The following is a 26,989-nucleotide window of genomic DNA, read 5'->3' as shown; positions in this document are numbered from 1 at the left end:
ACATTCACCATCGCTATCGCGCGGGGCAAGCCCGCTCCCACGAAGCTCCCACGCGCCCGTTTCCACGGGCATCAGCCGTGATTCTTGCCCAGCAGCGCGTGGTAAAGCTCGGTATCGCCCAGAATCCCGACCACCTTGTCGTTCTCCTGCAACACCAGCTTGTTCCCCGTCTGATAGCGAATCTGCAGCGCTTCGCGCATGCCGATATCCGCATGCACCAGGGTCGGTTTGCGATCCAGCCCCTCAACGGCCTGCCCTGGCGCCCAGTTCTGCATATCCAGGCCATTCTGGCCCTGGCGCGCACGCTTGAGTGAATTGCCTTCACCCAGGTCCAGCCACGAATCACCACCCGGATCCAGGCACACCGAACCATTGATCCGCTTGCACTTGTCCAGCGTGCGCATCAGGCTGCGCCCGCACAGTACGTTGAGTGGGTTGGTATGGGCGACAAAGGTGCGCACATACTCGTCGGCAGGGTTGAGCACGATCTCCTCAGGCTTGCTGTACTGGATGATCCGCCCATCTTTCATGATGGCGATGCGGCTGCCGAGCTTGAGCGCCTCGTCCAGGTCGTGGCTGACGAACACGATGGTCTTGCTCAGCTTGCGCTGCAGCTCCAGCAGTTCGTCCTGCAAACCCTGGCGGATCAAAGGGTCGAGTGCCGAGAACGGTTCGTCCATCAGCAGGATATCGGCATCCATCGCCAGTGCCCGGGCCAGGCCCACGCGCTGCTGCATGCCGCCGGACAGCTCGTCGGGCTTCTTGTTGCGCCACTGGGTCAGGCCCACCAGCTCAAGCTTTTCATCAACCAGCTTGCGCCGCTCTTTTTCCGGCCGGCCCTGCATCTCCAGGCCAAAGCTGATGTTCTCGCGCACCGTCAGCCAAGGCATCAGGGCGAACTTCTGGAACACCATGGCAATGCGCTTGGTGCGCATCATCTTCAGCTCGGCCGGGGTGCAGTGGGCGATGTCGATGTGGTTGCCTTCGTGCTCGACGAACAGCTTGCCGCGGCTGACGGTGTTGAGGCCGTTGATGCAGCGCAGCAGGCTCGATTTGCCGGAGCCAGACAAGCCCATCAGCACGCAGATCTCGCCTTTGTTGATGTCCAGGTTGGCCTTTTCCACCCCGACCACCAGGCCAGTCTGCTTGAGGATCTGCTCGCGGCTCAGGCCTTTGTCGAGCAGCGCCAGGGCCTCGCGCGGCTTGTTGGAGAAGATGACGTCGACGTCTTCGAATCGAATGATGCTCATGCCTCACCCCTTACCGTGACTTCCGGTTGCTTGCAGATACGGTCGAGCATGATCGCCAGCAGCACGATCGCCAGGCCCGCTTCGAAGCCGAGGGAGATATCGGCGGTGTTCAGTGCGTTGACTACAGGTTTGCCCAGGCCATCGGCGCCTACCAGGGCGGCGATCACCACCATCGACAGCGACAGCATGATGCATTGGGTCACGCCCGCGGCGATGCTCGGCATCGCATGTGGCAGTTCGATGCGCGTCAGCAACTGGCGACGCGAGCAGCCAAAGGCCTTGCCGGCATCGAGCAGCTCTTGCGGCACGTCGCAAATGCCCAGGTAGGTCAGGCGGATTGGCGCGGCAATGGCGAACACCACGGTCGAGATCAGCCCCGGCACTACCCCCAGGCCAAACAGGGTCAGGGTCGGGATCAGGTAGACGAAGGTCGGCACTGTCTGCATCAGGTCGAGCACCGGGCGCATGGCGGTGTAGAACATCGGCTTGTGCGCGGCAAGGATGCCCAGTGGCACGCCGATGGCCACGCACACCACGGTGGCGAAGGTCACTTGGGCAAGGGTCTCCATGGTTTCTTGCCAGTACCCCAGGTTGAGGATCAGCAGGAACGACAGGGCGACGAAGGCGGTGAGCGCCCATTTGCGCTGGATCAGGTGAGCCAGGGCAGCGAACAGGGCAATAAGGACGAGGGGGTTGAACCAGGTCAGGGCACTGGTGACCCCATGGATCATGAATTCCAGGCCTTGGGCGATGGCGTCGAAATACTCGGCGCCGTTCTGGGTCAGCCATTCGACGAACGACGCGATGTACTGTCCCAGGGGTATTTTCTGATCAATGAGCATGATAGCGAGCTTCCACCTGCATAGATTGGAATCAGTCCGCAGCGGCCACGGTGCCGCTGCGAGGTAGTGCCTACTGCTACTGCGTTACTGCGCAAGCTTTGCCTTGGCCGCCTCCAAGCCCGGTTTGCCGTCCACGGTCGTCACCCCGGCCAGCCAGGTGTCGAGCACTTGCGGGTTGTTTTTAAGCCACGCCTTGGCGGCCGCGTCGGGCTTTTGCTTGTCGTCCAGGACCTTGCCCATCAGCTCGCTTTCCATGTCGAGGGTAAACGACAGGTTCTTCAGCAACTGGCCAACGTTGCTGCACTCCTGTGCATAGCCCTTGCGGGTATTGGTCAGGACCGTCGCCTTGCCGAAGTCGGGGCCGAAGAACTCGTCGCCACCGGTCAGGTACTGCATCTTGAAGCGCTTGTTCATCGGGTGCGGTTCCCAACCGAGGAACACCACCGCCTCGCCGCGTTTCTGCGCGCGATCCACCTGCGAGAGCATGCCCGCCTCACTGGACTGGACGATCTTGAAACCGGCGCTTTTCAGGCCGAAGGCGTCCTTGTCGATCATGCTCTGGATGGTGCGGTTGCCGTCGTTGCCGGGCTCGATGCCGTAGATCTTGCCGCCGAGCTCTGTCTTGAACTTGGCAATGTCGGCGAAATCCTTCAGACCCTTGTCGTACAGCGCCTGCGGTACTGCCAGGGTGTACTTGGCGTTTTCCAGATTGGCCCGCACGGTCTCGACGGTGCCGGCGTCGCGGTACTGCTTGATGTCGTTCTCCATGGTTGGCATCCAGTTGCCGAGGAACACGTCCAAATCCTTGCCGGCCGCCAGCGACTTGTAGGTCACCGGTACCGAGATCATGGTGGTGTGGGTCTTGTAGCCCAGGGCTTCGAGCACGACGCTGGTCACGGCGGTGGTCACGGTGATGTCGGTCCAGCCGACATCCGAGAAACGTACCGTCTGACACTGTTCGGGTTCGGCGGCCTGAGCCAGCAACGGTGCGGCAAGCAACGCGACCAGCAACAGCGAGGGTGAACCTTTCATGGATGGACTCCTGTAGTTTTTTCTTCGGGTTCGCGAGGGTTGCCGGGCTTTCTCAGGGTCCGGTCAACCAGGCCTGCAGAGGGCAGGATGCGAGGCCGTGCAATACGAGTCGCTTTCGATAATCCTCCAGCGTTGGGCAATCGCCTACTGGTAGGGTCGTAACCAGTACAGGATGGGTCGCTTCCAGTACGGGCGATGTCGCATATGGATTTTTCCACCCCTACGGCCGCGTTTTTACGTCATTCGATCGCCCGAAAGCGGCGCAAACAGGCCCGGATCAGTGCGGCGCGGTCGGACAAAAGTACGTCGGTTGCAGACGGCGAAGGGGAAGGTAAAAGCCCGATGATGCGTGCATTAGCGGCAGCTCGCCGGTTTCAGACTAGCAGCTGCGGGGCCGCCCACATGGCGCGGTCAGACAAGCCCATCAAGAGGTGATTCGACAATGGCCATCAGCGTGTTCGACCTGTTCAAGATCGGTGTCGGGCCTTCCAGCTCACACACCGTCGGCCCCATGCGCGCCGGCGCGCTGTTCGTCCAGGGCCTGCGTGAGCGTGGCGAGCTGGAGCAGGTGCGACGTATCGAGGTGCGCCTGTATGGCTCGTTGTCCGCCACCGGGGTCGGTCATGGCACCGACAACGCCACCATCATGGGCCTGATGGGCGAATGGCCGGATGCCATCGACCCGAGCCAGATCGTCCCGCGCATCGCCGACCTGCGCGAAACCAATATCCTCAAGCTGGATAATCGCCTGCCCATCGAGTTCATCTGGGCCCGCGACATGCAACTGCTTGAGCAGAACCTGCCGTATCACCCCAACGCCATGACCTTGATCGCCGAGGGGGAGCACGGCGAGCTGCACCAGGACACCTACTACTCGGTCGGCGGCGGCTTCGTGGTCGATGCCGCGCAAGCCGCCAGCGGCGTGCTGGATGCCGACCAGACGGTGCTGCCCTACGATTTCAACAGCGCCGCCGAGCTGCTGCGCCTGTGCAAGCAAAACGACCTCAGCGTGTCGCAATTGATGATGGCCAACGAGCGGGTGTGGCGCAGCGAAGCCGAGATCCGCGCCGGCCTGCTCACGCTCTGGGAGGCCATGCAGGAGTGCGTGACCAACGGCCTCAAGCACGAGGGCCTGCTGCCCGGCGGGCTCAATGTGCGCCGGCGTGCGGCCAAGCTGCACCGCAGCCTGCAAGAGATCGGCAAACCCAACGTGATCGGCTCGACCATGAGCGCGATGGAGTGGGTCAACCTGTTCGCCCTGGCGGTCAACGAAGAAAACGCCGCAGGCGGGCGCATGGTCACCGCGCCCACCAACGGTGCGGCGGGGATTATCCCGGCGGTGCTGCACTACTACATGCGCTTCTCCGACGTGGTCGATGACAGCAACGTGGTGGACTTCTTCCTCGGCGCCGCAGCGGTGGGCATCTTGTGCAAGAAGAACGCTTCGATATCCGGTGCTGAAGTGGGCTGTCAGGGGGAGGTCGGTTCGGCCTGCGCGATGGCTGCCGCAGGCTTGGCCCAGGTGCTCGGCGCCACGCCGGGGCAATTGGAGAACGCCGCTGAAATCGCCTTGGAGCACAACCTGGGGCTGACCTGCGACCCGGTTGGCGGGTTGGTTCAGGTGCCGTGTATCGAGCGCAACGCGATTGCCGCAGTCAAGGCGATCAACGCCGTGCAGATGGCCCTGCGCGGAGACGGCGAGCACTTCATTTCGCTCGACCAGGTCATCCGCACCATGCGCGATACCGGCGCCGACATGCACGACAAGTACAAGGAAACCTCGCGCGGCGGCCTCGCCGTCAGTGCGATCGAGTGTTGATCTACGACCATGTCGCGCTTGCGATTCGCGGGCAAGCCCGCTCCTGCAGGGTTCGGTGTAACCCCTGTAGGAGTGGGCTTGCCCGCGATTGGGTTACACGCTGAAATCAACCCGCCTCAATTTGGTGCGCCGGTCATCAGCATTTTCAACTTAACTGTGCAGCAGGCTGATACTGATGCGGTGACAGGGCCACATGTCGCTCACTGATATGTACCCAGGCACTGCTACCGAAATGCTCACTGTTACGAAGGAAAAGCCCTACAACGCAAGTTTGAGCATCTTACAGCGCTGTAGGAAAACTCTGGATCCACAGGCCTTGAAGGTCGTTTTTGGATTTTGTTGGATGCGCGTTCAATTTCAGGCATGCCATTTGCGTTGGAATTGGCAAAGCCCCCGCAAACGAACTGGGGCCATTACAAGAACAGTGCCCGCCTGAGGCACACCCTGCATTTGTGTGAGGAGAAATCGCGATGACGTCGTACACCTCCGGGACCCAAACCCAGAACCGCACAGCTCCCCAGTCCATCGGATTTCTCCTGCTGGACAACTTCACTCTGATCTCCTTGGCATCGGCTGTCGAGCCGCTGCGCATGGCCAACCAACTCTCCGGTCGCGAGCTGTATCGCTGGCACACCCTGACGGTCGATGGTGGCCAGGTCTGGGCCAGTGACGGTCTGCAGATCACCCCGGATGCAGCGATGCACAGCGCGCCGCCGATCGATACTGTGATCGTCTGCGGCGGCGTGGGTATCCAGCGCACCGTCACCCGCGAGCATGTCACCTGGCTGCAAGCCCAGGCCCGCCAGTCGCGCCGCTTGGGTGCGGTGTGTACCGGCAGTTGGGCGCTGGCCTGTGCCGGTCTGCTCGATGGCTTTGATTGCAGCGTGCACTGGGAATGCCTGGCATCGATGCAGGAAGCCTTCCCGCGGGTCAACATGAGCACCCGCCTGTTCACCCTCGACCGCAACCGCTTCACCAGCTCTGGCGGCACTGCGCCGCTGGACATGATGCTGCACCTGATCAGCCGCGATCATGGTCGCGAACTGTCGGCAGCCATCTCCGAGATGTTCGTCTACGAGCGCATCCGCAACGAGCAAGATCACCAGCGCGTACCGCTCAAGCACATGCTCGGCACCAATCAGCCGAAGTTGCAGGAGATCGTGGCGCTGATGGAGGCTAACCTTGAGGAGCCGATCGATCTCGACGAGCTCGCGGTGTATGTGGCGGTATCGCGCCGGCAGCTCGAGCGGTTGTTCCAGAAATATCTGCACTGCTCGCCATCGCGCTACTACCTCAAGCTGCGACTGATCCGCGCCCGTCAGCTGCTCAAGCAGACTCCGATGTCGATCATCGAAGTGGCCTCGGTGTGTGGCTTCGTCTCCACGCCGCACTTCTCCAAGTGCTACCGCGAGTACTTCGGCATTCCGCCGCGCGATGAGCGTGTTGGCTCCAACACCGCCCAGCAGGTGGCGATGATGCCGATCCCACAGGCCATGGCGCTGTCGCCGCACAGCGGGCCGTTGGCGGCACTTAGCCAGGCGCGTAACGAGTCGACGTTTGCCAGTGTGAGGCTCTGACTGCGCGTCGTGCCTTTCGCGGGCACGCCCGCTCCCACAGGAGCCGGAGGCGGTTTCAGGGTTTGTAGTCAATAACACCAACCGCCGCTCCTACAGAAATTGCGCAGGCTTCAGATCTGCGCACACCCTGTGGGAGCGGGCTTGCCCGCGAACGAGGGCGCAGCCCTCGCAAATCCTCAAGCGCGCTTGCTGTACTGCGCCAGCGCTGGCAGCAGCTGCTGCTCGATTGCTTGGCGTACCGCCGGCAGAATCGTCGCGCTACCGGTATACATCTGCTCGACCATGCCCTTGAGCGCTCGCGCATTAGGCTCGGTCAGCCCGCGCACCACCGCTTCGCAGGCCTGTTCGGCACTGGCCCCGGCCGGAATGTCGAAGCCCCGCGCGCGCAGGTGGCCCAACAGGTCGTCCTGATCAATCAAATCCGCATGCATCATGGCTGTTGTCCCTTTTATCGCTAAGAGAGTGCTGCTGTGATTGTCAGTCGATTCTGTGACCAACCCCGCGTACCGGCAAGGACAGAATGTCGCAATGACTGCTTTGGCTAAGAACAGGTCGTTCCCGGCTAAATCAATTGCCTGGGAAGTCAGCACACTGGGGTCATTCACGGCAACGCAGGGTTTGGTCACCCTCGCACGTCACGGTGGATGTTGCTCGCTCTTGGCCCCGCTAGCTCACGGCTTTGCGGGGTTATTTTTTGGGGCAGGTGAATGTTTTAGCTTGGGAGTTTTATCACCCGGCCGGCGAATTGTGCAGCGGGCAGGTCCTGCTGTTCGTCTACTAGCGCTTGCAACCGTGCCAGGCTGAGCTCAGCGAACGGCGCCGACTTCGGCCCTGCCAGGTCCACATGCAGCAGCATCTGCTCGCTGGCCGCCAGGGCCTCGTCGAAGCCGGCCCGGTGCAGGCTGTGATACAGGTGCAGGCGCTTGCGATCGAACCCGATAACCTGCGTCTGTACCCACACCTCGCTGGCGAGCTTCACCTCATGCAGGTAGTTGATATGCGCCTCCAGGGTGAACAGCGAGTGCCCGCTCTGACCACGGCTGTCGGCGTCCAGGCCGATGCGCTCCATCAGCGCATCGGTGGCGTAGCTGAAGATCAGCAGGTAATAGGCGTCGCGCAGGTGGCCGTTGTAGTCGACCCAGTCCTGCAACACTGGGGTGCGATAGGTGATCAGTGCCGGCATCGTTATCTCCTCACTCGCCGAAGGCCATGCCGTGCCGGGCCTTGGTGGTCCTGACCGCATCGAGCACCGCCAGCAGGCAGTCATCACGATAGCGCTCAAGTGCAGCGATGCTGCGTTCGCCTTGTTGCTCGGCGGTGCCATCGACCACATCGTCGATCAGTTGGTCGGTCAGCTGTGGCGCTGGGAGGTAGGTCCAAGGCAGCTGCAGGGCAGGGCCGAACTGGGCCATGAAATGACGCATCCCGGCGTCGCCGCCTGCCAGGGTGTAGGTCAGGAAGGTGCCCATGAACGACCAGCGCAGGCCCGCGCCGAAGCGGATCGCGTCGTCGATTTCACCGGTGCTCGCCACGCCATCGTTAACCAGGTGCAAGGCCTCGCGCCAGAGCGCTTCGAGCAGGCGGTCGGCGATAAAACCAGGGACTTCCTTGCGCACATGCAGCGGGCGCATGCCCAGCGCGGTGTAGATGGTTTTCGCCGCCTCGATGGCTTGGGGTGCGGTGTTGCGGCCGCCAACGATTTCGACCAGCGGCAACAGGTACACCGGGTTGAACGGATGGCCAACCACGCAGCGCTCGGGGTGAGTCGCGGACTCGTAGAATTCGCTCGGCAGCAGTCCCGAAGTGCTCGAACCAATGATCGCATTGGGCTTGGCTGCGGCGCTGATCTTGGCATGCAGTTCCAGTTTCAGCTCCAACCGCTCTGGGGCGCTTTCCTGGATGAAATCAGCATCGCGCACGCATTCCTCGATGGTGGGCACAAAACGTAGGCGCTGCTGCGCTGCGCCGGGGGCCAGGCCTTGTTTCTCCAGTGCCGGCCAAGCATTGGCGATGCGCTGGCGCAGGGCCGCTTCGGCGCCGGGCGCCGGGTCCCAGGCGATCACGTCCAGGCCGTGGGCAAGCGCCCGGGCAACCCAGCCACTGCCGATGACGCCACTGCCCAGCGCAGCGAAGGTTTTGATCTCGGTGATGAAAGGCATGTCGAGTCCTCAGGGTAAACAGAGAAAATTGGCTTGACGCTAATCCTGTGGGAGCGGGCTTGCCCGCGAACACCGGCGCAGCCGGTGCCATCTGCGCGCTGTCTGTCGCAAGGGCAGGCCTGCTGCCAATGGCATCAACGGCGCTTGAGGTTCATTTTTTCCCGACCTTCTGCCGGGGTCAGGACGCGGGCACCGAGTCGGCTGACGATCTCCACCGCGCGCTCGACCAGCTGGCCGTTGCTGGCCAGTACGCCCTTGTCCAAGTACAGGTTGTCTTCCAGCCCGACCCGCACGTTACCGCCGAGCAGCACCGCCTGGGCGGCCATCGGCATCTGCATGCGGCCGATGCCGAAACCGGCCCAGGTCGCGCCTTGTGGCAAGTTGTCGACCATGGCCTTCATGGTGGTGGTGTCGGCCGGCGCGCCCCAGGGGATGCCCAGGCACAGCTGGAACAGCGGGTCGTCGAGCAGGCCTTCCTTGATCATCTGCTTGGCGAACCACAGATGGCCGGTGTCGAAGATTTCCAGCTCGGCTTTGACCCCCAGTTCGGTGATGCGCTTGGCGCCGGCGCGCAGTTGCGCGGGGGTGGAGACATAAATGGCATTGCCATCGCCGAAGTTGAGCGTGCCGCAGTCGAGGGTGCAGATTTCCGGCAGTAGCGCTTCGACGTGGGCCAGGCGCTCCAGTGGGCCGATCAGGTCGGTGCCTGGGCCGAATTCCATGGGGCGTTCGCCGGGGTCGATTTCCAGGTCGCCGCCCATGCCGGCGGTGAGGTTGACGATGATGTCGATGTCGGCTTCGCGGATGCGCTCCATGACTTCGCGGTACAGGTTGACATCACGGCTGAAGCGGCCGGTTTGCGGGTCGCGGACGTGGCAGTGGACCACGGTGGCGCCAGCCTTGGCGGCTTCGACGGCAGCTTCGGCGATCTGTTTGGGCGTGACCGGGACCAGGTGGCTTTTGGCTACCGTGTCGCCGGCGCCGGTGAGGGCGCAGGTAATGATGATGTCGTGGTTCATGTTGGCTTCCTTCAGGCGTGTCGGGGCATTTCGTGGCTGCCGGGCGACGAGTAAATGGGGGTGTCAGTAGTGGCCTCATCGCGGGGCAAGCCCGCTCCCACGCGGTCGCTGTGTGAGCGTCACCCTGGGGTTCGCTCGTGGGAGCGGGCTTGACCCGCGATGGCGAACGGTCAGTTGGCAGTGAGCTTGAGGTTGTCCGCCGCAGGCTTGCCGTCGAAGGTGGTCACGCCTTCGAGCCAGCGCGCCTTGTCTTCGGGGTGGTCTTTGAGCCACTGGCGGGCCGACTCCAGGGCGTCCTTGTGGTCGAGCAGCGGCTGCATCATGCGGCTCTCGTCCTCGGCGCTGAAGGTCAGGTTGGCCAGCAGCCGGCTGGCGTTCGGGCAGCGTTCGGCGTAGTCCGGCGCAGTGACCGTCCACACCGTGGCGCGGCCTTCGTCCGGGCCCAGGGCATCCTGGCTGTCGCCCAGGTAGACCAGGTCGATGTTGACGTTCATCGGGTGCGGCGCCCAACCGAAGAACACCACCGCTTCCTTGCGCCGCACAGCGCGGTCGACGGCAGCGAGCATGCCGGCCTCGCTGGACTCGACCAGTTGGAACTTGCCGAGATTGAACTGATTCTTGGCGATCATCGCCTTGATCTGGGTATTGGCCCCCGAGCCTGGCTCGATGCCGTAGATCTTGCCGCCCAGCTCTTTGTCGAACTTGTGAATGTCGGCAAAGCGCTTCAGGCCTTTGTCGGCCAGGTACTTGGGCACCGCCAGGGTCGCCCGCGCATCGCTCAGGCTCGGCTCGGCCAGCACCTTGACCTGCTTGGCCTCGACGAATGGGGTGATGGTCTGGTTCATGATCGGGTTCCAGTAGCCGAGGAACATGTCCAGGCGCTTGTCGCGGATACCGGCAAAGATGATCTGCTGCGAGGCGCTGGTCTGCTTGGTCTGGTAACCCAGGCCATCGAGCAGCACCTGGGCCATGGCGCTGGTGGCGATGACGTCGGTCCAGTTGACCACGCCCAGGCGTACCTTCTGACAGGCCGCAGGCTCGGCGGCGAATACTGGGCTTGCCAAGGTGCTGGTGAGGGCGAGGGATAACAGGCTGCGGCGGATCAAGCTGTGCATGGTGGCTCTCCATCGGCAGTGCATATTGTTATGGTGGGCGGCCTCTGCGGACCGTGTGAATAAGCTACGCGGCGTACAGGGTGGAAATTCGCACCCTGGCGACCAACACTTGCACCCAAGCGACCACCTTTTGCTGTGGAGCATTCGATGCCGGACACCATCCACTTTCTGTTGCTGCCGGGCTTTTCGGCGATGGGCTTTATCAGCGCCGTGGAACCGTTGCGCGTGGCCAATCGCTTTCGTGGGCCGCTGTACCACTGGCGCGTGCTCAGCTTAGACGGCGGTGCAGTGCAGGCCAGCAATGGCATGTCGGTAAATGCCGATGCGGCGCTGGCGCAAGAGGCGCCGGGGCGGATGCTGCTGGTGGTGGCGGGCTTCGATCCATTGGCGCATTTTGGGCCTGGGCTGCAACAAGGCTTGCGCCGCTTCGATCATGACGGGGTGATTCTGGGCGGGATCGATACCGGGGCCATGCTGCTGGCGGAGGCGGGCTTGCTCGATGGCCACCGAGCCACCTTGCATTGGGAGGCGTTGGAGGCGTTCAAGGAACGCTATCCGCGTTTGCAGGCAACGCAGGAGCTGTTCGAAATAGATAGGCGGCGGATTACCTGTGCCGGCGGCACCGCCTCGATTGACCTGATGCTCGACCTGATCGCCCAGGCCCATGGCAGTGAATTAGCGGTACAGGTGTCCGAGCAGTTCGTGCTTGGGCGGATTCGCCCGCGTCAGGATCACCAGCGCATGCAGATCGCCTCACGCTATGGGATCAGCAACAAGAAGCTGGTCAAGGTGATTGGCGAGATGGAGCGCAATACCGAGCAGCCGCTCAATACCCAGGTGCTGGCCGATGCGGTGCAGATTACCCGGCGCCAGTTGGAGCGGTTGTTCAAGCTGCACCTGGAAGACACCCCGAGCGGGTTTTACCTGCGCCTGCGCTTGGACAAGGCCAGGCAGTTGTTGCGCCAGACCGACATGAGCGTGCTGGAGGTGAGCATTGCCTGTGGGTTTGAATCGGCGTCGTATTTCACCCGTTGTTATCGGGCCAGGTTTGCCCGCTGTCCGCGCGAGGATCGGCAGCTCAGTGCGGTGTCATGAGATACCCGTGGTCTGCACTGACGCTATCGCGGGGCAAGCCCGCTCCCACGCAGGGTCGGTAGTACGTGGGAGCGGGCTTGCCCCGCGATAGCGTCAGCGCAGCCTACTGCTGACCAATAGACTGCAGATACTCGGAGCGATCATCGCTACGCTGCGCCACACAGGTATCCCAAGCCGCCTGGAATGCCTTGGTGCCCTGTTTCTCGGCATAGGTCTCGACCTTGCAGTCGGCATCACGCACTTGCGTCCACAGGGTCTCGGCAGCTTGGAAACGGGCCGACAACGCCTCGACCTTCTCGCCTTCATCTGGATACTGGTCGCGAATGCGCTGGATCAAATCGTCGAACGCCGCTTTCAGTTCACGCTCGGCGGTCTGCTTGTTATAGGCCGCACAGGCATAACCTTGCTGGTCGCTGTCGACATTATCGCAAGGTGTGCTTTCTTCCTCGCCGGCGTGGGCGCCCAGCGCAACGGCCGTCAGAACCAGCCATGCCATTGATTTCATCGGTTTTCTCCTCACCCGGCTGAGCAATCGGGGCTGATTCTCGCTCAGCCCGGCCGCGGACGATAGCTCTCTGACGAAATGTTCATCAAGTTCAGAAAATGCCCTTATCGAGAGTCGCTCTCAACACCGCAGGGTGCGGCGCAGGGCACTTGTCGCGGATTGACGCTTTCGGCAAACCCCCTGTCGTTTTTGCATCCGGCTCCCCGGTCGTGCAGGCATATGCTGGCCCCAAAGCGCCGACACAACGTTCGGCGCAGACCAAGTCAATAAAAGGGGACAGCCTGATGAGCCCAGCCGAATTACACGCCGACAGCATCGTCATCGATGGCCTGATCATCGCCAAGTGGAACCGCGAGCTGTTCGAAGACATGCGCAAAGGCGGCCTGACCGCAGCCAACTGCACGGTGTCGGTTTGGGAAGGGTTCAAGGCCACCGTCGACAACATCGCCTCCAGTCAGAAGCTGATTCGCGACAACAGCGACCTGGTGATGCCAGTACGCACCACCGCCGACATCCGCAAGGCCAAGGAGCTGGGCAAGACCGGCATCCTCTTCGGCTTCCAGAACGCCCACGCTTTCGAAGACCAGATCGCCTACGTCGACGTGTTCAAGCAGCTGGGCGTGGGCATCGTGCAGATGTGCTACAACACCCAGAACCTGGTCGGCACCGGTTGCTACGAACGCGATGGCGGCCTGTCGGGCTTTGGCCGCGAGATCGTCGCTGAGATGAACCGCGTCGGCATCATGTGCGACCTGTCCCACGTCGGTTCCAAGACCTCTGAAGAGGTCATCCTCGAATCGAAAAAGCCCGTCTGCTACTCGCACTGCCTGCCTTCGGGCCTCAAAGAACACCCGCGCAACAAGTCCGATGAAGAACTGAAGTTCATCGCCGACCACGGCGGCTTCGTTGGCGTGACCATGTTCGCGCCGTTCCTGGCCAAGGGCATCGATTCGACCATCGACGACTACGCCGAGGCCATCGAGTACACCATGAACATCGTCGGTGAAGACGCCATCGGCATTGGCACCGACTTCACCCAGGGTCACGGCCAGGACTTCTTCGAGTACCTGACCCACGACAAGGGCTACGCCCGTCGCCTGACCAACTTCGGCAAGATCATCAACCCGCTGGGCATTCGCACTGTGGGCGAGTTCCCCAACCTCACCGAGACCTTGCTCAAGCGCGGCCACCCCGAGCGCGTGGTGCGCAAGATCATGGGCGAGAACTGGGTCAATGTCCTCAAGGACGTCTGGGGCGAGTGAGCACTGCTGGGGCCTACTGCGCGCGCCGATCGCTGCGACCCAGCAGCACTCACAGCGGCTGTTTATAAAAGCAAGAGCCAACGCGGCTTTTGATCGAATCGAACATTTTTTATGGAGTTAAGTTTCCATGGCTAAGATCGCCCCGCAATTGCCTATCGAAGTCGACAGCGAGACCGGTGTCTGGACCAGCGACGCCCTGCCGATGCTGTACGTGCCACGGCATTTCTTCGTCAACAACCATATGGGCATCGAGGAAGTGCTGGGCGCCGACGCCTACGCCGAGATCCTCTACAAGGCGGGCTACAAGTCGGCCTGGCACTGGTGTGAAAAGGAAGCCGAATGCCATGGCCTGGAAGGTGTGGCGGTGTTCGAGCACTACATGAAGCGTCTGTCGCAACGCGGCTGGGGCCTGTTCGAGATCCAGGACATCGACCTGGACAAGGGCACCTGCAGCGTCAAGCTCAAGCACTCGGCGTTCGTCTACGTGTACGGCAAGGTCGGGCGCAAGGTCGACTACATGTTCACTGGCTGGTTTGCCGGCGCCATGGACCAGATTCTCGCTGCCCGCGGCAGCTCGATCCGCACTGTGGCCGAGCAGGTCTATGGCGGTTCGGAAGAGGGCCACGAAGATGGCCTGTTCGTTACAAGACCGTTGTAAGCCGGAGAGAGCGTCATGGCCTTCGAAGCAATGTTCCAGCCGATCCAGATCGGCAAACTGACCATCCGCAACCGTGTGCTGAGCACCGCGCACGCCGAGGTGTATGCCACTGATGGTGGCATGACCACCGACCGCTACGTCAAATACTACGAAGAGAAGGCCAAGGGCGGCATCGGCCTGGCCATCTGCGGCGGCTCGTCGGTGGTGGCCATCGACAGCCCACAAGAATGGTGGTCATCGGTCAACCTGTCGACCGACCGCATTATTCCGCACTTCCAGAACCTGGCCGACGCCATGCACAAGCATGGCGCCAAGATCATGATCCAGATTACCCACATGGGCCGTCGCTCGCGCTGGGATGGCTTCAACTGGCCGACCCTGATGTCGCCGTCGGGCATCCGTGAACCGGTACACCGCGCCACCTGCAAGACCATCGAACCGGAAGAGATCTGGCGGGTGATCGGCAACTACGCGCAAGCTGCGCGTCGTGCCAAAGAAGGCGGCCTGGATGGCGTTGAACTGTCGGCCGTGCACCAGCACATGATCGACCAGTTCTGGAGCCCACGGGTCAACAAGCGTACCGACGAATGGGGCGGCAGCTTCGAAGGCCGGATGAAATTTGGCCTGGAAGTGCTCAAGGCGGTGCGCGCCGAGGTTGGTGACGACTTCTGCGTGGGTATGCGTATCTGCGGTGACGAGTTCCACCCCGATGGCCTCAGCCACGAGGACATGAAGCAGATCGCCGCGTATTACGACGCCACCGGCATGCTCGACTTCTTCGGCGTGATCGGTTCGGGCTGCGACACCCACAACACCCTGGCCAACGTCATCCCCAACATGAGCTATCCGCCGGAGCCGTTCCTGCACCTTGCGGCTGGCATCAAAGAGGTGGTCAAGGTCCCGGTACTGCACGCGCAGAATATCAAGGACCCCAACCAGGCAACGCGCATCCTCGAAGGCGGCTATGTCGACATGGTCGGCATGACCCGTGCGCACATCGCCGACCCGCACCTGATCGCCAAGATCAAGATGGGGCAGGTCGACCAGATCAAGCAGTGCGTCGGTGCCAACTACTGCATCGACCGGCAGTACCAAGGCCTGGATGTGCTGTGCATCCAGAACGCCGCGACCTCCCGTGAATACATGGGCGTGCCGCACATTATCGAAAAATCCACCGGGCCTAAACGCAAGGTGGTGGTGGTTGGCGCCGGTCCTGCGGGTATGGAGGCCGCAAGGGTGGCTGCCGAGCGTGGACATGACGTCACCGTGTTCGAGAAGAAAGAACAGATCGGCGGGCAGATCACCATTGCCGCCAAGGCTCCGCAGCGCGATCAGATCGCCGGTATCACCCGCTGGTATCAGCTGGAGTTCGCCCGCTTGAAGATCGACCTGCGCTTGGGCACGGCAGCAGACGTGGCGGCTATCCAGGACCTGCGTCCGGATGTGATCGTGTTGGCGGTGGGCGGTCATCCGTTCGTCGAGCAGAACGAGCACTGGGGCGCTGCCGAAGGGCTGGTGGTCAGCAGTTGGGACGTGCTCGACGGCAAGGTTGCGCCGGGCAAGAACGTGCTGGTGTACGACACCATCTGCGAATTCACCGGTATGTCGACAGCGGACTTCCTGGCGGACAAAGGTTCTCAGGTCGAGATCGTCACCGACGACATCAAGCCGGGCGTGGCCATCGGCGGCACCAGCTTCCCGACCTACTACCGCAGCATGTACCCCAAGGAAGTGATCATGACCGGCGACCTGATGCTGGACAAGGTCTACCGCGAGGGCGACAAGCTGGTGGCAGTGCTGGAGAACGAGTACACCGGCGCCAAAGAGGAGCGGGTGGTCGACCAGGTCGTGATCGAGAACGGCGTGCGGCCTGACGAGGCGCTGTACTACGCGCTCAAGGAAGACTCGCGCAACAAGGGCCAGATCGACGTGGAGGCGCTGTTCGCCATCAAGCCGCAGCCGATCCTCAGCCAGCCGGGCGAAGGCTACTTGCTGTACCGCATCGGCGACTGCGTGGCCCAACGCAACGTGCATGCGGCGATCTACGACGCCTTGCGCCTGTGCAAGGATTTCTGATCCTGGCGGCATGAACACCGCTCCTGTCGGGGCGGGACTGGCCCCCTGTGGGAGCGGGCTTGCCCGCGAAAGCGTCAGCATGAACAACAGTGTTGTCTGATCTGACGCATTCGCGGGCAAGCCCGCTCCCACAGGGTCCGCGCCCATCATGAGAATTGGCGCAAGCATTCAGCTGTTGTGGGAGCCTCCCATGTTGAACACCCTTCTACCCATCCTGCTGTTCGCTGCCCTTGCGCTGGCGGTGCTCGGCGCCGTGCGCCGAGTGCGCATGTGGCGCCGCGGGCGACCGTCCAAGGTCAACCTGCTCGGCGGGTTGCTGGCCATGCCGCGCCGTTACCTGGTCGATTTGCACCACGTGGTCGAGCGCGACAAGTACATGTCCAAGACCCACGTGGCCACGGCCGGCGGCTTTGTCCTGTCGGCGGCGTTGGCGATCCTGGTGCACGGCTTTGGCCTGCAGAGCAAGATCCTCGGCTACGGGCTGCTGGTGGCCACGGTAATCATGTTCACTGGCGCCATCTTCGTCTTCAAACGTCGTCTCAATCCACCTGCGCGCCTGTCCAAGGGCCCGTGGATGCGCTTGCCCAAGAGCCTGCTGGTGTTCGCCGCCAGCTTCTTCATCGCCACCTTGCCGGTTGCCGGCATCCTGCCTGCCGGCACCGGCGGCTGGGTGATGGTCGGCGTGCTTGGCCTGGGTGTGCTGTGGGGTGTGTCGGAGCTGTTTTTCGGCATGACCTGGGGCGGGCCGATGAAGCACGCCTTCGCTGGCGCCCTGCACCTGGCCTGGCACCGGCGCGCCGAGCGTTTCGGCGGTGGCCGTTCCACTGGCCTGAAGCCGCTCGATCTGGAAGACCCCAACGCACCGCTGGGGGTCGAAAAACCAGTCGATTTCACCTGGAACCAACTGCTCGGTTTCGACGCTTGCGTGCAGTGCGGTAAGTGTGAGGCCATGTGCCCGGCGTTTGCCGCAGGCCAGCCGCTGAACCCGAAAAAACTCATCCAGGACATGGTCATTGGCCTGGCCGGCGGCACCGATGCCACGTTCGCGGGCAGCCCGTATCCAGGCAAGCCCATTGGCGAGCATGGCGGCCATCCGCACCAGCCGATCGTCAATGGCCTGGTCGACGCCGAAACCCTGTGGTCGTGCACCACCTGCCGTGCCTGCGTCGAGGAGTGCCCGATGATGATCGAGCACGTCGATGCCATCGTCGACATGCGTCGTCACCTGACCCTGGAGAAGGGCGCGACCCCGAACAAAGGCGCCGAGGTGCTCGACAACCTGATCGCCACCGACAACCCTGGCGGCTTCAACCCGGGCGGGCGGATGAACTGGGCCGCCGACCTGAACATGCAATTGCTGTCGGATGTGCAGAGTACCGACGTGCTGTTCTGGGTTGGCGATGGCGCCTTCGACATGCGCAATCAACGCACCCTGCGCGCCTTCGTCAAAGTACTCAAGGCCTCCGGTGTGGACTTTGCCGTGCTCGGCCTGGAAGAGCGCGACAGTGGCGATGTGGCCCGTCGTCTGGGCGATGAAGCAACCTTCCAGCTGCTGGCCAAGCGCAATATCCAGACGCTTGCCAAGTACCGCTTCCAGCGCATCGTCACTTGCGACCCGCACAGCTTCCATGTGCTGAAAAACGAGTACGGCGCCCTTGGTGGTGACTACCAGGTGCAGCACCACAGCACCTATATCGCCGAGTTGATTGCCGCCAACAAACTCAATCTCGGTCAGCACAAAGGCGGAAGCGTGACCTATCACGACCCGTGCTACCTGGGCCGCTACAACGGCGAGTACGAAGCACCCCGCGCAGTGCTCAAGGCGCTCGGCATCGAGGTGCGCGAGATGCAACGCTCGGGCTTCCGTTCACGCTGCTGTGGCGGTGGCGGCGGCGCGCCGATCACTGACATTCCGGGCAAGCAACGGATCCCAGACATGCGCATGGACGATATCCGCGAGACCGAGGCGGAGCTGGTGGCCGTGGGTTGTCCACAGTGCACGGCAATGCTCGAAGGCGTGGTCGAGCCGCGTCCACAAATCAAGGATCTCGCCGAATTGGTGGCTGACGTGCTGATCGAAGACGACGACCCCGCCGCAAAGCCCCCAGTAGCCAAACGTGAACCTGCGGAGGTGCACTGATGAGCGACATCATCCGCCGCGACCCACGCGCTGAGTGGATCGCCCGCAACCGCCTGCACCCGCTGCATGCGGCGATGCAGACGCAACCGACCAGCTGGATGGGGCCTAACGGCATCCTGCGCAAGAACCCTCACGCGATTGCCGCAGGGTTCATCGGCCCCAGCGGCCTCAAGCGGCTCGACCGCAGCGGTGCCCAGCAGGGCACAGGTGTGGGCGGGCGGCGCAGCGCGGCGGCCGAAGTGCAGCTGCCGCTGCATCAGGTGGCCGACCCTGCCTTCTACATCGCCGTAGTGCCGGACATGGTCGGTGGTCGCCTCGGCAGCCACGACCGCGACTTGCTGGGCTTAGCCCACAGCCTGGCGGGCAGCGAGGGGGCGGTGCTGGCCATCGTCTTTGGCGAACACAAGGAAAACAACTTTTCCACAGCCGGGGTTGATCGTCTGCTGGTCATCGACGGTGAAGCGTTCCAGGGCTATGCCCCTGAGCAACTGGTGCAAGGCCTGCGCGCTGTGGATAACCAGTTCACCCCGCGCCATTGGCTGCTGCCCGACAGCCGTACCGGTGGCGGCGAATTGGGTCGGCGCCTCGGCGCGGCCCTGGGCGAGCGCCCGGCGACGCGGGTTTGGCAGGTCAAGGATGGCCAGTGCATCGGCCGCGCCGGCTCCGGCCAGCAGGACCTGCAACGCGGCATCGCCCGCTTGATCCTGGCTGGCGCCGAATGCGCCGAACCGGTCAACGACACCCGCCACGAAGCCCTGCCGGTCGAGTTGTCCACAAGCGTTGCGCGGAGTCTGTCGCGTATCGAAGACCTTGGCCCGGTGGCGGTCGACCCTGCTGCGATCGCCATGGCCGAATCCGAGTTCATCGTCTCTGGCGGCAACGGCGTCAAGGATTGGGCGCTTTTCCACAGGGCCACAGCCGCCCTCGGCGCCACCGAAGGCGCCTCGCGGGTGGCGGTCGACGACGGCTTCATGCCGCGTAACCGCCAGGTCGGTGCTACCGGTACCTGGGTTACTGCGCGGGTCTACGTGGCTGTGGGTATCTCTGGCGCGATCCAGCACCTGCAGGGCATCGGCGCCTGCGACAAGGTGGTGGCGATCAACATGGACCCCGGCTGTGACATGATCAAACGGGCTGACCTGTCGGTAATTGGCGACAGCGCGGCGATTCTTCAGGCACTGATCGAGGCTGTGGACAACTTCCGCAGCACCGGCCAGCGCGACGCGGCATAAGGGCATGAGCATGAGTACGAAAGTCATCAGCCTGGTCTCCATCGGCGCCCACCCAAGCTCCGGCCGCACCCGCCGCGCCGAACAGGACGCGCGTGCCGTGGAGCTGGGGTTGCAACTGGCTGGGGATAACTTGCAGGTCGTGCATGCCGGCGACCCTCGGGAAGAGGCACTGCGCGCCTATCTGGGCATGGGGTTGGACCACTTGGATGTGCTGGAGCAACCCGCTGGGGCCGATGTGCTGGGCGTGCTCGGGGATTACCTGCGTGATGCTGGCGCCCAGTTAGTGCTCACCGGCAGCCAGGCGGAAACCGGCGAAGGCTCGGGGATGTTGCCGTTCTTGTTGGCGGAGAAGCTCGGTTGGCCGCTGATCGTGGGTCTGGCAGAAGTAGAGTCGATCGACAATGGCACCGCGCAGGTGCTGCAAGCCTTGCCGCGGGGCCAACGCCGTCGTCTGAAAGTGCGCCTGCCGTTGCTGGCAACTGTGGATAACGCTGCGCCAAAGCCGCGACAGAGTGCTTTTGGCCCGGCGCGACGGGGTGTGCTGGCTGCGCGTAACGTGGCTGTGGTCGAGGATGAGCTGCTAACCGATGCCGAGCTGCAGCCCGCTAGACCTCGGCCCAAGCGGCTCAAGGTGATCAAGGCCAAGAGCGGTGCAGACCGCATGAAGGCCGCCACAGCCAAGGCCAGTGGTGGCGGCGGCAAGGTGCTCAAGGATGTTTCTCCACAGGAAGGGGCCGAGGCTATTCTCAAGCTGCTGGTGGAGGAGGGGGTCTTACGCTGAAGGGTTGTGCACAAAGCCTGTTGGCCCCTCTGTGGATAAAATGTTTGCGCATTGCTCAAACCCTCTGAGCATGGGGCCTTCAGGGGATTGATCAAAAAATGATCAAATAAGGCCTGTCAGTTACGGCCAATGGGTCCGCTGCGCGGCCCATCGCAGGCTGCGCCAGCTCCCACAGGTTTCTGCATACCCCTTTCGTGTGGTTGACCCAGCGTTCTGTAGGAGCTGGCGCAGCCTGCGATTGGGCTGCAAAGCAGCCCCAGTTACCCGCCCTAGTTTTTTGCGCTCAACTGCGTTCGCCTGAAATTACCCACAAACACTGTTAGCGCCCTTGTGGATAAACTGTTCGATGATCCCTACAGCCCCCGGCTATCAGCGTGTGCGCGTGATTGCTCATTAATTGATCAGTCGCTATCTAACGGGCTGGATACCAATAGGAAATAGGTGCTTATCCCTGTTATCCACAGCACCGTTTGGTCGTGGCAACAGTTGTCTACAAACTCTGTTGGTTGCTCTGTGGATAAGGTGTTGGGTTAGTGCTGGAGCCAGTGCCGTTCATGGGCTAGAGGGTTTTGTCTGTTTTTTAACCAGCGCCTTCAATGTTGAACTGGGCGCTTTTTGATAGCGCCGCCCACTCCGGCCCGGTCCATCGACCTGGCATTTTTGATAGGTTCGCCAACTACATTGCACTGATAGCCTACTGGCAAGATTCCGAACCTGGAGATTCCAGAATGGCTACCCAGCAGCTGCTAGCGACAGATCGCCTTCTAAGCCCGCTTATGGCGCTTGGTGCAAGCGGCCGTTCCAGGAATGCTTACACCCCATACGGCTATCGACCTGCGCAAGATACCGCTCCTTCTTTGGGGTTTACCGGGCAACTGCCTGAGCGTGAATTAGGGTGGTATCTGCTTGGCAACGGTCACCGAACTTACAATCCAGTGCTGATGCGTTTTCATTCTGCGGATCGGTTAAGTCCGTTTGGTGCAGGTGGATTTAACGCTTACGCATATTGCCATGGAGACCCTATTAATTTTCATGATCGTAGTGGAGAGAGCATTGTTAATCAGATAATGTGGAGAGATGTAACTGCAGGTGTGGGCATGCTTGCAGGGGCGCGCGTAGTGGAGGATACGAAGACACTGTATCGGATGATCAGAAGCAATTTGCAAATCAACAAAGCCAGAAGCCGCGGTGTATCAGCTAATGAGTTGCCAGCAAAATTTAACGCCACTCAGTTTTCGTCTGCAGGGGCATCTTGGTTAAGTAGCTTTGCTACGCTTGTGATGGGGGTTACTGGGCTGGGAATTGACGATCAACCGGTTTCTTTAGCGGCTGTCAACTCCGTCACTGTAGCTGTTTCAGAAGCCACCAGCTATCAAAGTCGAAATTTGAGTGAGCAATCCTCTAGGGCTTTGAGCATTGCACAAAATATGACCCCCATGGGCCCGAATACGGGGTTGCCGCTTTCTGCATTTGGAAGTGATGGCAGGCCTGCCGCGCAACAGACTGTTCCTGAAGCTGTTATCCCACAGTCTGATAGTTCATCTGGTGTTGACTCGACTTATAGCGTGGCTCAGGTTAATACACTAACCCGTAGCGAGTCATTCCTTTCAATTGCGGAAACTGAAGTTTGAGCATTGTCGGGACAGGGGTCTACACGATTAGGAGGGTGGTATGTCGACACTGAACATTCTGGCAACAGACCAACTCCAAACCCCGCTCTCGCTGCTGGGTACAGGCGGCCAGTTGCGGAGTGCCTACACCCCCTACGGATACCGCCCTGCACAATCCCCATCCCCCTTGCTAGGGTTTACCGGGCAGCTGCACGAGCGGGAGCTGGGTTGGTATCTGCTTGGTAATGGCTACCGCGCCTACAATCCGGTGTTGATGCGTTTTCATTCGCCTGATCGATATAGTCCTTTCGGTAGAGGTGGAATCAATGCTTATGCCTACTGTGAGGGAGACCCCGTCGGTTTCAGGGATCCTTCTGGAAAATTCGGGGAAGCAGTTAGAAAGATGTCATTTTTTAACCTAGACGATATCCCATCATGGACACCTACCGCAGCGTCAGCGGGCGTATCAACACTCGCAGCTGGAGTCAATTTTTACAGTATGATACGCGATCCAAAGCAAGGCACTACGACGGATGGGGTGTTCACGGTTGGGGAAGTTTTGTTTGGATTGGTCGGCGCAGCAACTGCAGTGGAACAAGGCAAGGGACAAAAAGGTGCGGACGGTTTTGCTAATGCTTTAACAATTGCAACCGCGGCGTGGTTGGGAACAAATTTGACCTATAAGTTAGGGCAGAAGGTGGGTGCAGCCTATCGCGCGAGTCGCGACCGGCGGGCTGGTCTTCAGGGGGGGCAAACTAACGGATTGTGGCGGAGCTTAGAGTCCCTCACAAGGCTTTTTACGCCCGTGGATCCTAACCCACCGCATGTCTTTTTCGCAAATGACATGCCTAATCGTACGGAGAGAGGTGAGCTTATCCACCTTAACCCTCAAAATATGGCAACTATAAGACGAGGCTCTAGCTCAAGAATTGACCTAGATCGTTTAGATGAATCGGGTTGATTCGGTTTCTCTGTAGCGGTGCCTGACTGCCCTCACTGCCTCGCGAGGTTTGTAAAGGCAGTCAGTAAAATTATTATTGAGCGGTCACCTCTTTGAGATAGGTGGCTGGCTCAGCCCCCAGATTCTCCAGTACCCGCTGGCTGTACCAATCAATGAAGTTTACAACGCCGAATTCGTAAGTCTTCGAATAAGGCCCCGGCTGATATGCGGTAGAGTTGATCCCCCGCTGATTCTCCTCCGCCAAGCGCCGATCCTGATCGTTGGTGGCATCCCACACCTTGCGCATGTCATCGGGGTTGTAATCCACTCCCTCCACCGCATCCTTGTGCACCAACCACTTGGTGGTGACCATGGTCTCTTGCGCGCTGATCGGCCACACGGTGAAGACGATGATGTGATCGCCCATGCAGTGGTTCCACGAGTGCGGCAGGTGCAGGATGCGCATCGAGCCGAGGTCGGGGTTCTTGATCCGGCCCATCAGCTTCTGGCAGGCCTGCTTGCCGTCCATGGTCATCGACACAGTGCCCTTGAGCAGCGGCATGCGTACGATGCGGTTACGCAGGCCGTGGCTTTTGTGCAGATAAGGAATCTTCTCGGCTTCCCAGGCAGCGGCCGAGGCGGCGACGTGGTCCTTGAAGGCCTGGTCGGCGCGGGGGTCTTCGGTGTCGTCCCATTCCAGCAGGGTTTTCAGCAACTCTGGATGCGAGCCGTTGCAGTGGTAGCACTCGCGGTTGTTTTCCAGCACCAGCTTCCAGTTGGCCTTTTCCATCAAGGTGGTTTGCACCGCCACCTTGGTGTTCTCCATGTCGTACGGTTCCATGTAGTGCTCGAGGGTTTCGAGGAACTCGTCGATGGCCGGAGGGTTCTCGGCCAGGCTGATGAAGATGTAGCCGCCTGCGGTTTTGACGTTGATCGGCTTGAGGCCGTACTGCTTCATGTCGAAGTCGGCGCCCATCTCGGTGCCGGCGAACAGCAGGCGGCCGTCGAGCTCGTAGGTCCACTGGTGGTACGGGCAGACCAGCTTGGCCACCTTGCCCTTGTCGCTGGTGCACAGCCGTGAGCCGCGATGGCGGCAGACGTTGTGGAAGGCATGCACCTTGCCTTCGGCGCCGCGGATCACGATGACCGGGTTCTTGCCGATCTGCAGGGTGAGGAAGTTACCCTTGGTCGGGATCTCGCAAGTCATGCCAGCGATCAGCCACTCCTTGTGGAAGATCTCCTGCATGTCGATCTGAAACAGACGCTCGTCGGTGTAGAACGGCTGGGGCAGCGAGTAGGTGCGCTCGCGGGTCTGCAGCATCTCGGCGGTGGCCTTGCGTGCTGCTTCCAGTGGATCGCCCAGGCTCAGGGTTGCGGTGACGTCCATCGTTTTATCCTCAAGGCCGATAAGGGCCGGCGAAAGGTGGCTAATCGTTATTGTGGTGCCGCAAGGCTGCTTGCAAAAAACATCAGGTCTATTTGCCGTGGAGTGTGCGATCAGATACGCCTTGAGCCGTATCCATGGGCGACATGGCCGATTCGAATTCCGACGCGTAAACCCTTGTAGGTCGGGGCTGGTCGCGATAAGCACGCCGATGTCGCTGGCAGGAATGTACGCCGCCTGCGCCTTGAGCATTATCGGAGCCATAAAAGGCCGGTAGTCGGCCGCTGGAGAACACCATGTCCGATACCTTCCTCAACCCGGTCACTACCCAGACCTGGGCCAACGGCCGCCACATCGTGCGCTGCGTCAAGGTCATCCAGGAAACCTGGGATGTGCGCACCTTCTGCTTCATGGCCGACCAGCCAATCATGTTCTTCTTCAAGCCGGGTCAGTTCGTCACCTTGGAGCTTGAGATCGAAGGCAAGCAGGTGATGCGTTCGTACACCATCTCCAGCTCCCCATCGGTGCCGTACAGCTTCTCGATCACGGTCAAGCGGGTGCCGGGCGGGCATGTTTCCAACTACCTGCACGACACCATGCACGAGGGCGCCGAGCTGCCGGTGCACGGGCCGGTGGGGCTGTTCAACGCGATTGATTTTCCGGCCGGCAAGGTGCTGTACCTGAGCGGTGGCGTGGGCATCACCCCGGTGATGTCGATGGCCCGCTGGTTCTATGACACCAATGCCAATGTCGACATGGTCTTCGTGCACAGCGCCCGCTCACCGAAAGACATCATCTACCATCGCGAGCTGGAGCAGATGGCTTCGCGCATTCCCAATTTCAGCCTGCACATCATTTGCGAGAAGCATGGCTTGGGCGAGCCGTGGGCGGGTTATCGCGGTTACCTGAACCAGCGGCTGATGGAGCTGATCGCCCCCGACTACATGGAGCGCACGGTGTTCTGCTGCGGGCCGACGCCGTACATGACGGCGGTCAAGCGCATGCTCGAAGCGGTTGGTTTCGACATGAAGAACTACCACGAGGAATCGTTCGGCGCGACGCCAGCAGAAGCCAAGGCCGACGCGGTCGAGCATGCCGAACAGGCCGCCGACGCCCCGGAACTGGACCTGTCGGATCTGAACCTGGTGGAGTTCGTCGGCAGCGACAAGAGCATTCGCGTAGCCCCCGGCGAAACCGTGCATGCGGCAGCGGCCAAGGTTGGCTTGATGATTCCCAAGGCCTGCGGCATGGGCATCTGCGGCACCTGCAAGGTGCTCAAGCTCGGTGGCGACGTGGAGATGGAGCACAACGGCGGCATCACCGAGGAAGATGAAGCCGAGGGTTACATCCTGTCGTGCTGCAGTGTGCCCAAGGGTGATGTGCGTATCGACTACTAGGCTTGGCAGAGCTTGCCGTAGAGCTGGGGGCGGCGGTCGGCGAGGATGTCGTTGTAGGGCGGAATGCGCTTGTCTGAGGCTGTGCGCAATTTGATGTCGGCCACCAGTAATTGGGGCCGATCCAGGCTGATCCCGCCGGCCAGCAGATAGCCGTCGGCACCGACCAGGGTGGAGCCTGCAACCCAGTCCATGCCGCGCTCATGGCCGCAGCGGTCGCAGGCCAGGATGAACATGTGATTGACCGCTGCATTGGCTTGTACCCGGGTCACTTCAACTGGGCGCTGCAGTTTCGGTCGAGGCGCTGCGGGCCAATTGACCGGCGCGCACAGCAGTTGTGTGCCGCCGAGCGCAGCCAGGCGAACCCACTCGGGGAATTCCAAATCGTAACTGAGCATCATCGCCAGCCGTCCTAAGCTCGTCTGAACCACGGGCGGGGCGCAGTCGCCCGGGGTAAAGATCAGCGTTTCTCGGTTCCACAGGTGTGCTTTGCGGTAGAAGGTGCGCTGGCCGTTTGGCTGAATCATCACCGAGGTATTGGCCACATGGCCGGCTTCCAGGCGTTCGCAAAATCCTACTATCACGATCAGATCAAGCGCTCGAGCCTGCTCTGCCAGTGCGTTTAGGCGAGTGCCGTCGCGTGACATCGAGCAGACGAAGGCTTCTTCCCGGTCGCGTAACGCATTACCGCTCAAGGCCAACTCCGGCAACACCAGCAATTTCGCCTGACGCTCGGCAGCTTCTGCCATTGCCTTGAGCGATTGCTCAAGGTTGAAGCTTGGGTCGGCGATTTTGGGGGCGAACTGATAGCAGGCTACACGTTGCTTGGCGTTGGCTTGGGGCATGGGGGTTCTCCTGATTCGACGCCGCTTGGGACAAAGACGCGTGAGGCCTGGACGCGTTGCGGACAGAGACTGCTCAGATGACCGGGGAGGGCAGGGTCGGCGATAGCTGGCGACCCACCATCACTTTTCCGTAGGCCTAAACGGGGACATTGATAGCTCGAATCGAGGGTTTGATATGTAGGAAAAGTCTGTTTGTCTGAGGGCCTGGTGATTCGGCTCATTCTCGGCTGTTGGGGCCGCTTTGCGCCCCTTCG

General features: G+C 61.4%; 23 protein-coding genes. 12 read left to right on the top strand and 11 right to left on the bottom strand.

Going from position 1 to position 26,989, the window contains the following annotated elements:
- Window positions 1–71 precede the first annotated feature (71 nt).
- From choV to ACF8K2_RS06250, 3 genes are all read right to left on the bottom strand, one after another.
- Window positions 72–1,250: a choline ABC transporter ATP-binding protein gene (gene choV / locus ACF8K2_RS06260; RefSeq protein ID WP_186552791.1), complete on the bottom strand. Its 1,179-nt coding sequence runs from the start codon at window positions 1,248–1,250 to the stop codon at window positions 72–74.
- Complete coding sequence (gene choW, locus ACF8K2_RS06255; protein ID WP_186553218.1) at window positions 1,247–2,095, bottom strand: choline ABC transporter permease subunit; 849 nt, start codon at window positions 2,093–2,095, stop codon at window positions 1,247–1,249. The genes choV and choW overlap by 4 nt, the downstream gene beginning before the upstream one ends.
- A gap of 81 nt (window positions 2,096–2,176) precedes the next feature.
- Window positions 2,177–3,124, bottom strand: coding sequence for a choline ABC transporter substrate-binding protein (locus ACF8K2_RS06250; RefSeq protein ID WP_264235269.1), 948 nt, complete (start codon window positions 3,122–3,124; stop codon window positions 2,177–2,179).
- A gap of 442 nt (window positions 3,125–3,566) precedes the next feature.
- On the opposite strand from ACF8K2_RS06250, the gene ACF8K2_RS06245 reads away from it, so the two are divergent.
- Both ACF8K2_RS06245 and ACF8K2_RS06240 read left to right on the top strand, forming a co-directional pair.
- Window positions 3,567–4,943: an L-serine ammonia-lyase gene (locus ACF8K2_RS06245; protein WP_392463929.1), complete on the top strand. Its 1,377-nt coding sequence runs from the start codon at window positions 3,567–3,569 to the stop codon at window positions 4,941–4,943.
- A 470-nt stretch (window positions 4,944–5,413) separates the two neighbouring features.
- On the top strand, window positions 5,414–6,520 hold the full coding sequence (locus tag ACF8K2_RS06240) for a GlxA family transcriptional regulator (RefSeq protein ID WP_186552788.1): 1,107 nt from the start codon (window positions 5,414–5,416) through the stop codon (window positions 6,518–6,520).
- Window positions 6,521–6,696: 176 nt separating this feature from the next.
- Here the strand turns inward: ACF8K2_RS06240 and ACF8K2_RS06235 are convergent, their stop codons facing one another.
- The 5 genes from ACF8K2_RS06235 to choX form a co-directional block, all read right to left on the bottom strand.
- Window positions 6,697–6,954 carry a hypothetical protein gene (locus ACF8K2_RS06235; protein ID WP_186552783.1) on the bottom strand — a complete coding sequence of 86 codons (258 nt, stop codon included), beginning with the start codon at window positions 6,952–6,954 and terminating at the stop codon, window positions 6,697–6,699.
- Window positions 6,955–7,232: 278 nt separating this feature from the next.
- A complete protein-coding gene (locus ACF8K2_RS06230) occupies window positions 7,233–7,703 on the bottom strand; it encodes a thioesterase family protein (RefSeq protein WP_392463927.1) in 471 nt (156 codons plus the stop codon).
- A gap of 10 nt (window positions 7,704–7,713) precedes the next feature.
- Window positions 7,714–8,679, bottom strand: a complete 966-nt coding sequence (locus ACF8K2_RS06225; protein WP_392463925.1) for an L-carnitine dehydrogenase — start codon at window positions 8,677–8,679, stop codon at window positions 7,714–7,716.
- 134 nt (window positions 8,680–8,813) lie between these two features.
- Window positions 8,814–9,698: a 3-keto-5-aminohexanoate cleavage protein gene (locus ACF8K2_RS06220; RefSeq protein WP_392463924.1), complete on the bottom strand. Its 885-nt coding sequence runs from the start codon at window positions 9,696–9,698 to the stop codon at window positions 8,814–8,816.
- 170 nt (window positions 9,699–9,868) lie between these two features.
- Window positions 9,869–10,813: a choline ABC transporter substrate-binding protein gene (gene choX / locus ACF8K2_RS06215; RefSeq protein WP_392463923.1), complete on the bottom strand. Its 945-nt coding sequence runs from the start codon at window positions 10,811–10,813 to the stop codon at window positions 9,869–9,871.
- A gap of 147 nt (window positions 10,814–10,960) precedes the next feature.
- Here choX and ACF8K2_RS06210 point away from each other — a divergent pair, with 147 nt between their 5' ends.
- The gene (locus ACF8K2_RS06210) at window positions 10,961–11,908 is read left to right on the top strand and encodes a GlxA family transcriptional regulator (RefSeq protein ID WP_392463922.1); all 948 of its coding nucleotides are present in this window, start codon (window positions 10,961–10,963) and stop codon (window positions 11,906–11,908) included.
- 103 nt (window positions 11,909–12,011) lie between these two features.
- On the opposite strand, the gene ACF8K2_RS06205 is transcribed toward ACF8K2_RS06210, so the two are convergent.
- Window positions 12,012–12,413, bottom strand: coding sequence for a lysozyme inhibitor LprI family protein (locus ACF8K2_RS06205; RefSeq protein ID WP_392463921.1), 402 nt, complete (start codon window positions 12,411–12,413; stop codon window positions 12,012–12,014).
- 284 nt (window positions 12,414–12,697) lie between these two features.
- Between ACF8K2_RS06205 and ACF8K2_RS06200 the strand changes: the two genes are divergently transcribed.
- The 8 genes from ACF8K2_RS06200 (at window position 12,698) to ACF8K2_RS06165 (ending at window position 23,133) form a co-directional block, all read left to right on the top strand.
- Window positions 12,698–13,675, top strand: a complete 978-nt coding sequence (locus tag ACF8K2_RS06200) for a dipeptidase (RefSeq protein WP_264235279.1) — start codon at window positions 12,698–12,700, stop codon at window positions 13,673–13,675.
- A gap of 127 nt (window positions 13,676–13,802) precedes the next feature.
- Window positions 13,803–14,333 (top strand): DUF5943 domain-containing protein, encoded by a 531-nt coding sequence (locus tag ACF8K2_RS06195; RefSeq protein WP_264235280.1) that lies wholly within the window; start codon window positions 13,803–13,805, stop codon window positions 14,331–14,333.
- 15 nt (window positions 14,334–14,348) lie between these two features.
- Window positions 14,349–16,409, top strand: coding sequence for a dimethylglycine demethylation protein DgcA (gene dgcA, locus ACF8K2_RS06190; RefSeq protein ID WP_186552774.1), 2,061 nt, complete (start codon window positions 14,349–14,351; stop codon window positions 16,407–16,409).
- A gap of 190 nt (window positions 16,410–16,599) precedes the next feature.
- Window positions 16,600–18,549, top strand: a complete 1,950-nt coding sequence (gene dgcB / locus ACF8K2_RS06185; RefSeq protein ID WP_392463920.1) for a dimethylglycine demethylation protein DgcB — start codon at window positions 16,600–16,602, stop codon at window positions 18,547–18,549.
- A complete protein-coding gene (locus tag ACF8K2_RS06180) occupies window positions 18,549–19,781 on the top strand; it encodes an electron transfer flavoprotein subunit alpha/FixB family protein (RefSeq protein WP_392463918.1) in 1,233 nt (410 codons plus the stop codon). Before dgcB ends, ACF8K2_RS06180 begins: the two co-directional genes overlap by 1 nt.
- A 10-nt stretch (window positions 19,782–19,791) precedes the next feature.
- A complete protein-coding gene (locus ACF8K2_RS06175; RefSeq protein WP_392463917.1) occupies window positions 19,792–20,562 on the top strand; it encodes an electron transfer flavoprotein subunit beta in 771 nt (256 codons plus the stop codon).
- A gap of 728 nt (window positions 20,563–21,290) precedes the next feature.
- Entirely contained in the window at window positions 21,291–22,193 is a 903-nt protein-coding gene (locus ACF8K2_RS06170; protein ID WP_392463916.1) for an RHS repeat-associated core domain-containing protein, read from the top strand.
- A gap of 40 nt (window positions 22,194–22,233) precedes the next feature.
- On the top strand, window positions 22,234–23,133 hold the full coding sequence (locus ACF8K2_RS06165; RefSeq protein ID WP_392463914.1) for an RHS repeat-associated core domain-containing protein: 900 nt from the start codon (window positions 22,234–22,236) through the stop codon (window positions 23,131–23,133).
- Window positions 23,134–23,206: 73 nt separating this feature from the next.
- Here ACF8K2_RS06165 and gbcA read toward each other — a convergent pair whose 3' ends face one another.
- Entirely contained in the window at window positions 23,207–24,499 is a 1,293-nt protein-coding gene (gene gbcA, locus ACF8K2_RS06160; RefSeq protein WP_392463912.1) for a glycine-betaine demethylase subunit GbcA, read from the bottom strand.
- 293 nt (window positions 24,500–24,792) lie between these two features.
- Here gbcA and gbcB point away from each other — a divergent pair, with 293 nt between their 5' ends.
- Window positions 24,793–25,893 (top strand): glycine-betaine demethylase subunit GbcB, encoded by a 1,101-nt coding sequence (gene gbcB, locus ACF8K2_RS06155; RefSeq protein WP_186552766.1) that lies wholly within the window; start codon window positions 24,793–24,795, stop codon window positions 25,891–25,893.
- Here the strand turns inward: gbcB and ACF8K2_RS06150 are convergent.
- Window positions 25,890–26,735, bottom strand: coding sequence for a nitrilase-related carbon-nitrogen hydrolase (locus ACF8K2_RS06150; protein WP_392463910.1), 846 nt, complete (start codon window positions 26,733–26,735; stop codon window positions 25,890–25,892). The two genes, gbcB and ACF8K2_RS06150, sit on opposite strands and share 4 nt — an antisense overlap.
- Between the last annotated feature and the right edge of the window lie 254 nt (window positions 26,736–26,989).

This window comes from Pseudomonas sp. xss_2 (assembly GCF_043104195.1).
Classification (GTDB): Bacteria; Pseudomonadota; Gammaproteobacteria; order Pseudomonadales; family Pseudomonadaceae; genus Aquipseudomonas; species Aquipseudomonas urmiensis.
This window is presented reverse-complemented; position numbering and strand designations above follow the sequence as displayed.

Coding starts and splice junctions, on each gene's coding strand:
- choV (WP_186552791.1), bottom strand. CDS start 1,250: ATGAGCATCATTCGATTCGAAGACGTCGACGTCATCTTCTCCAACAAG.
- ACF8K2_RS06250 (WP_264235269.1), bottom strand. CDS start 3,124: ATGAAAGGTTCACCCTCGCTGTTGCTGGTCGCGTTGCTTGCCGCACCG.
- ACF8K2_RS06245 (WP_392463929.1), top strand. CDS start 3,567: ATGGCCATCAGCGTGTTCGACCTGTTCAAGATCGGTGTCGGGCCTTCC.
- ACF8K2_RS06240 (WP_186552788.1), top strand. CDS start 5,414: ATGACGTCGTACACCTCCGGGACCCAAACCCAGAACCGCACAGCTCCC.
- ACF8K2_RS06235 (WP_186552783.1), bottom strand. CDS start 6,954: ATGATGCATGCGGATTTGATTGATCAGGACGACCTGTTGGGCCACCTG.
- ACF8K2_RS06230 (WP_392463927.1), bottom strand. CDS start 7,703: ATGCCGGCACTGATCACCTATCGCACCCCAGTGTTGCAGGACTGGGTC.
- ACF8K2_RS06225 (WP_392463925.1), bottom strand. CDS start 8,679: ATGCCTTTCATCACCGAGATCAAAACCTTCGCTGCGCTGGGCAGTGGC.
- ACF8K2_RS06220 (WP_392463924.1), bottom strand. CDS start 9,698: ATGAACCACGACATCATCATTACCTGCGCCCTCACCGGCGCCGGCGAC.
- choX (WP_392463923.1), bottom strand. CDS start 10,813: ATGCACAGCTTGATCCGCCGCAGCCTGTTATCCCTCGCCCTCACCAGC.
- ACF8K2_RS06210 (WP_392463922.1), top strand. CDS start 10,961: ATGCCGGACACCATCCACTTTCTGTTGCTGCCGGGCTTTTCGGCGATG.
- ACF8K2_RS06205 (WP_392463921.1), bottom strand. CDS start 12,413: ATGAAATCAATGGCATGGCTGGTTCTGACGGCCGTTGCGCTGGGCGCC.
- ACF8K2_RS06200 (WP_264235279.1), top strand. CDS start 12,698: ATGAGCCCAGCCGAATTACACGCCGACAGCATCGTCATCGATGGCCTG.
- ACF8K2_RS06195 (WP_264235280.1), top strand. CDS start 13,803: ATGGCTAAGATCGCCCCGCAATTGCCTATCGAAGTCGACAGCGAGACC.
- dgcA (WP_186552774.1), top strand. CDS start 14,349: ATGGCCTTCGAAGCAATGTTCCAGCCGATCCAGATCGGCAAACTGACC.
- dgcB (WP_392463920.1), top strand. CDS start 16,600: ATGTTGAACACCCTTCTACCCATCCTGCTGTTCGCTGCCCTTGCGCTG.
- ACF8K2_RS06180 (WP_392463918.1), top strand. CDS start 18,549: ATGAGCGACATCATCCGCCGCGACCCACGCGCTGAGTGGATCGCCCGC.
- ACF8K2_RS06175 (WP_392463917.1), top strand. CDS start 19,792: ATGAGTACGAAAGTCATCAGCCTGGTCTCCATCGGCGCCCACCCAAGC.
- ACF8K2_RS06170 (WP_392463916.1), top strand. CDS start 21,291: ATGGCTACCCAGCAGCTGCTAGCGACAGATCGCCTTCTAAGCCCGCTT.
- ACF8K2_RS06165 (WP_392463914.1), top strand. CDS start 22,234: ATGTCGACACTGAACATTCTGGCAACAGACCAACTCCAAACCCCGCTC.
- gbcA (WP_392463912.1), bottom strand. CDS start 24,499: ATGGACGTCACCGCAACCCTGAGCCTGGGCGATCCACTGGAAGCAGCA.
- gbcB (WP_186552766.1), top strand. CDS start 24,793: ATGTCCGATACCTTCCTCAACCCGGTCACTACCCAGACCTGGGCCAAC.
- ACF8K2_RS06150 (WP_392463910.1), bottom strand. CDS start 26,735: ATGCCCCAAGCCAACGCCAAGCAACGTGTAGCCTGCTATCAGTTCGCC.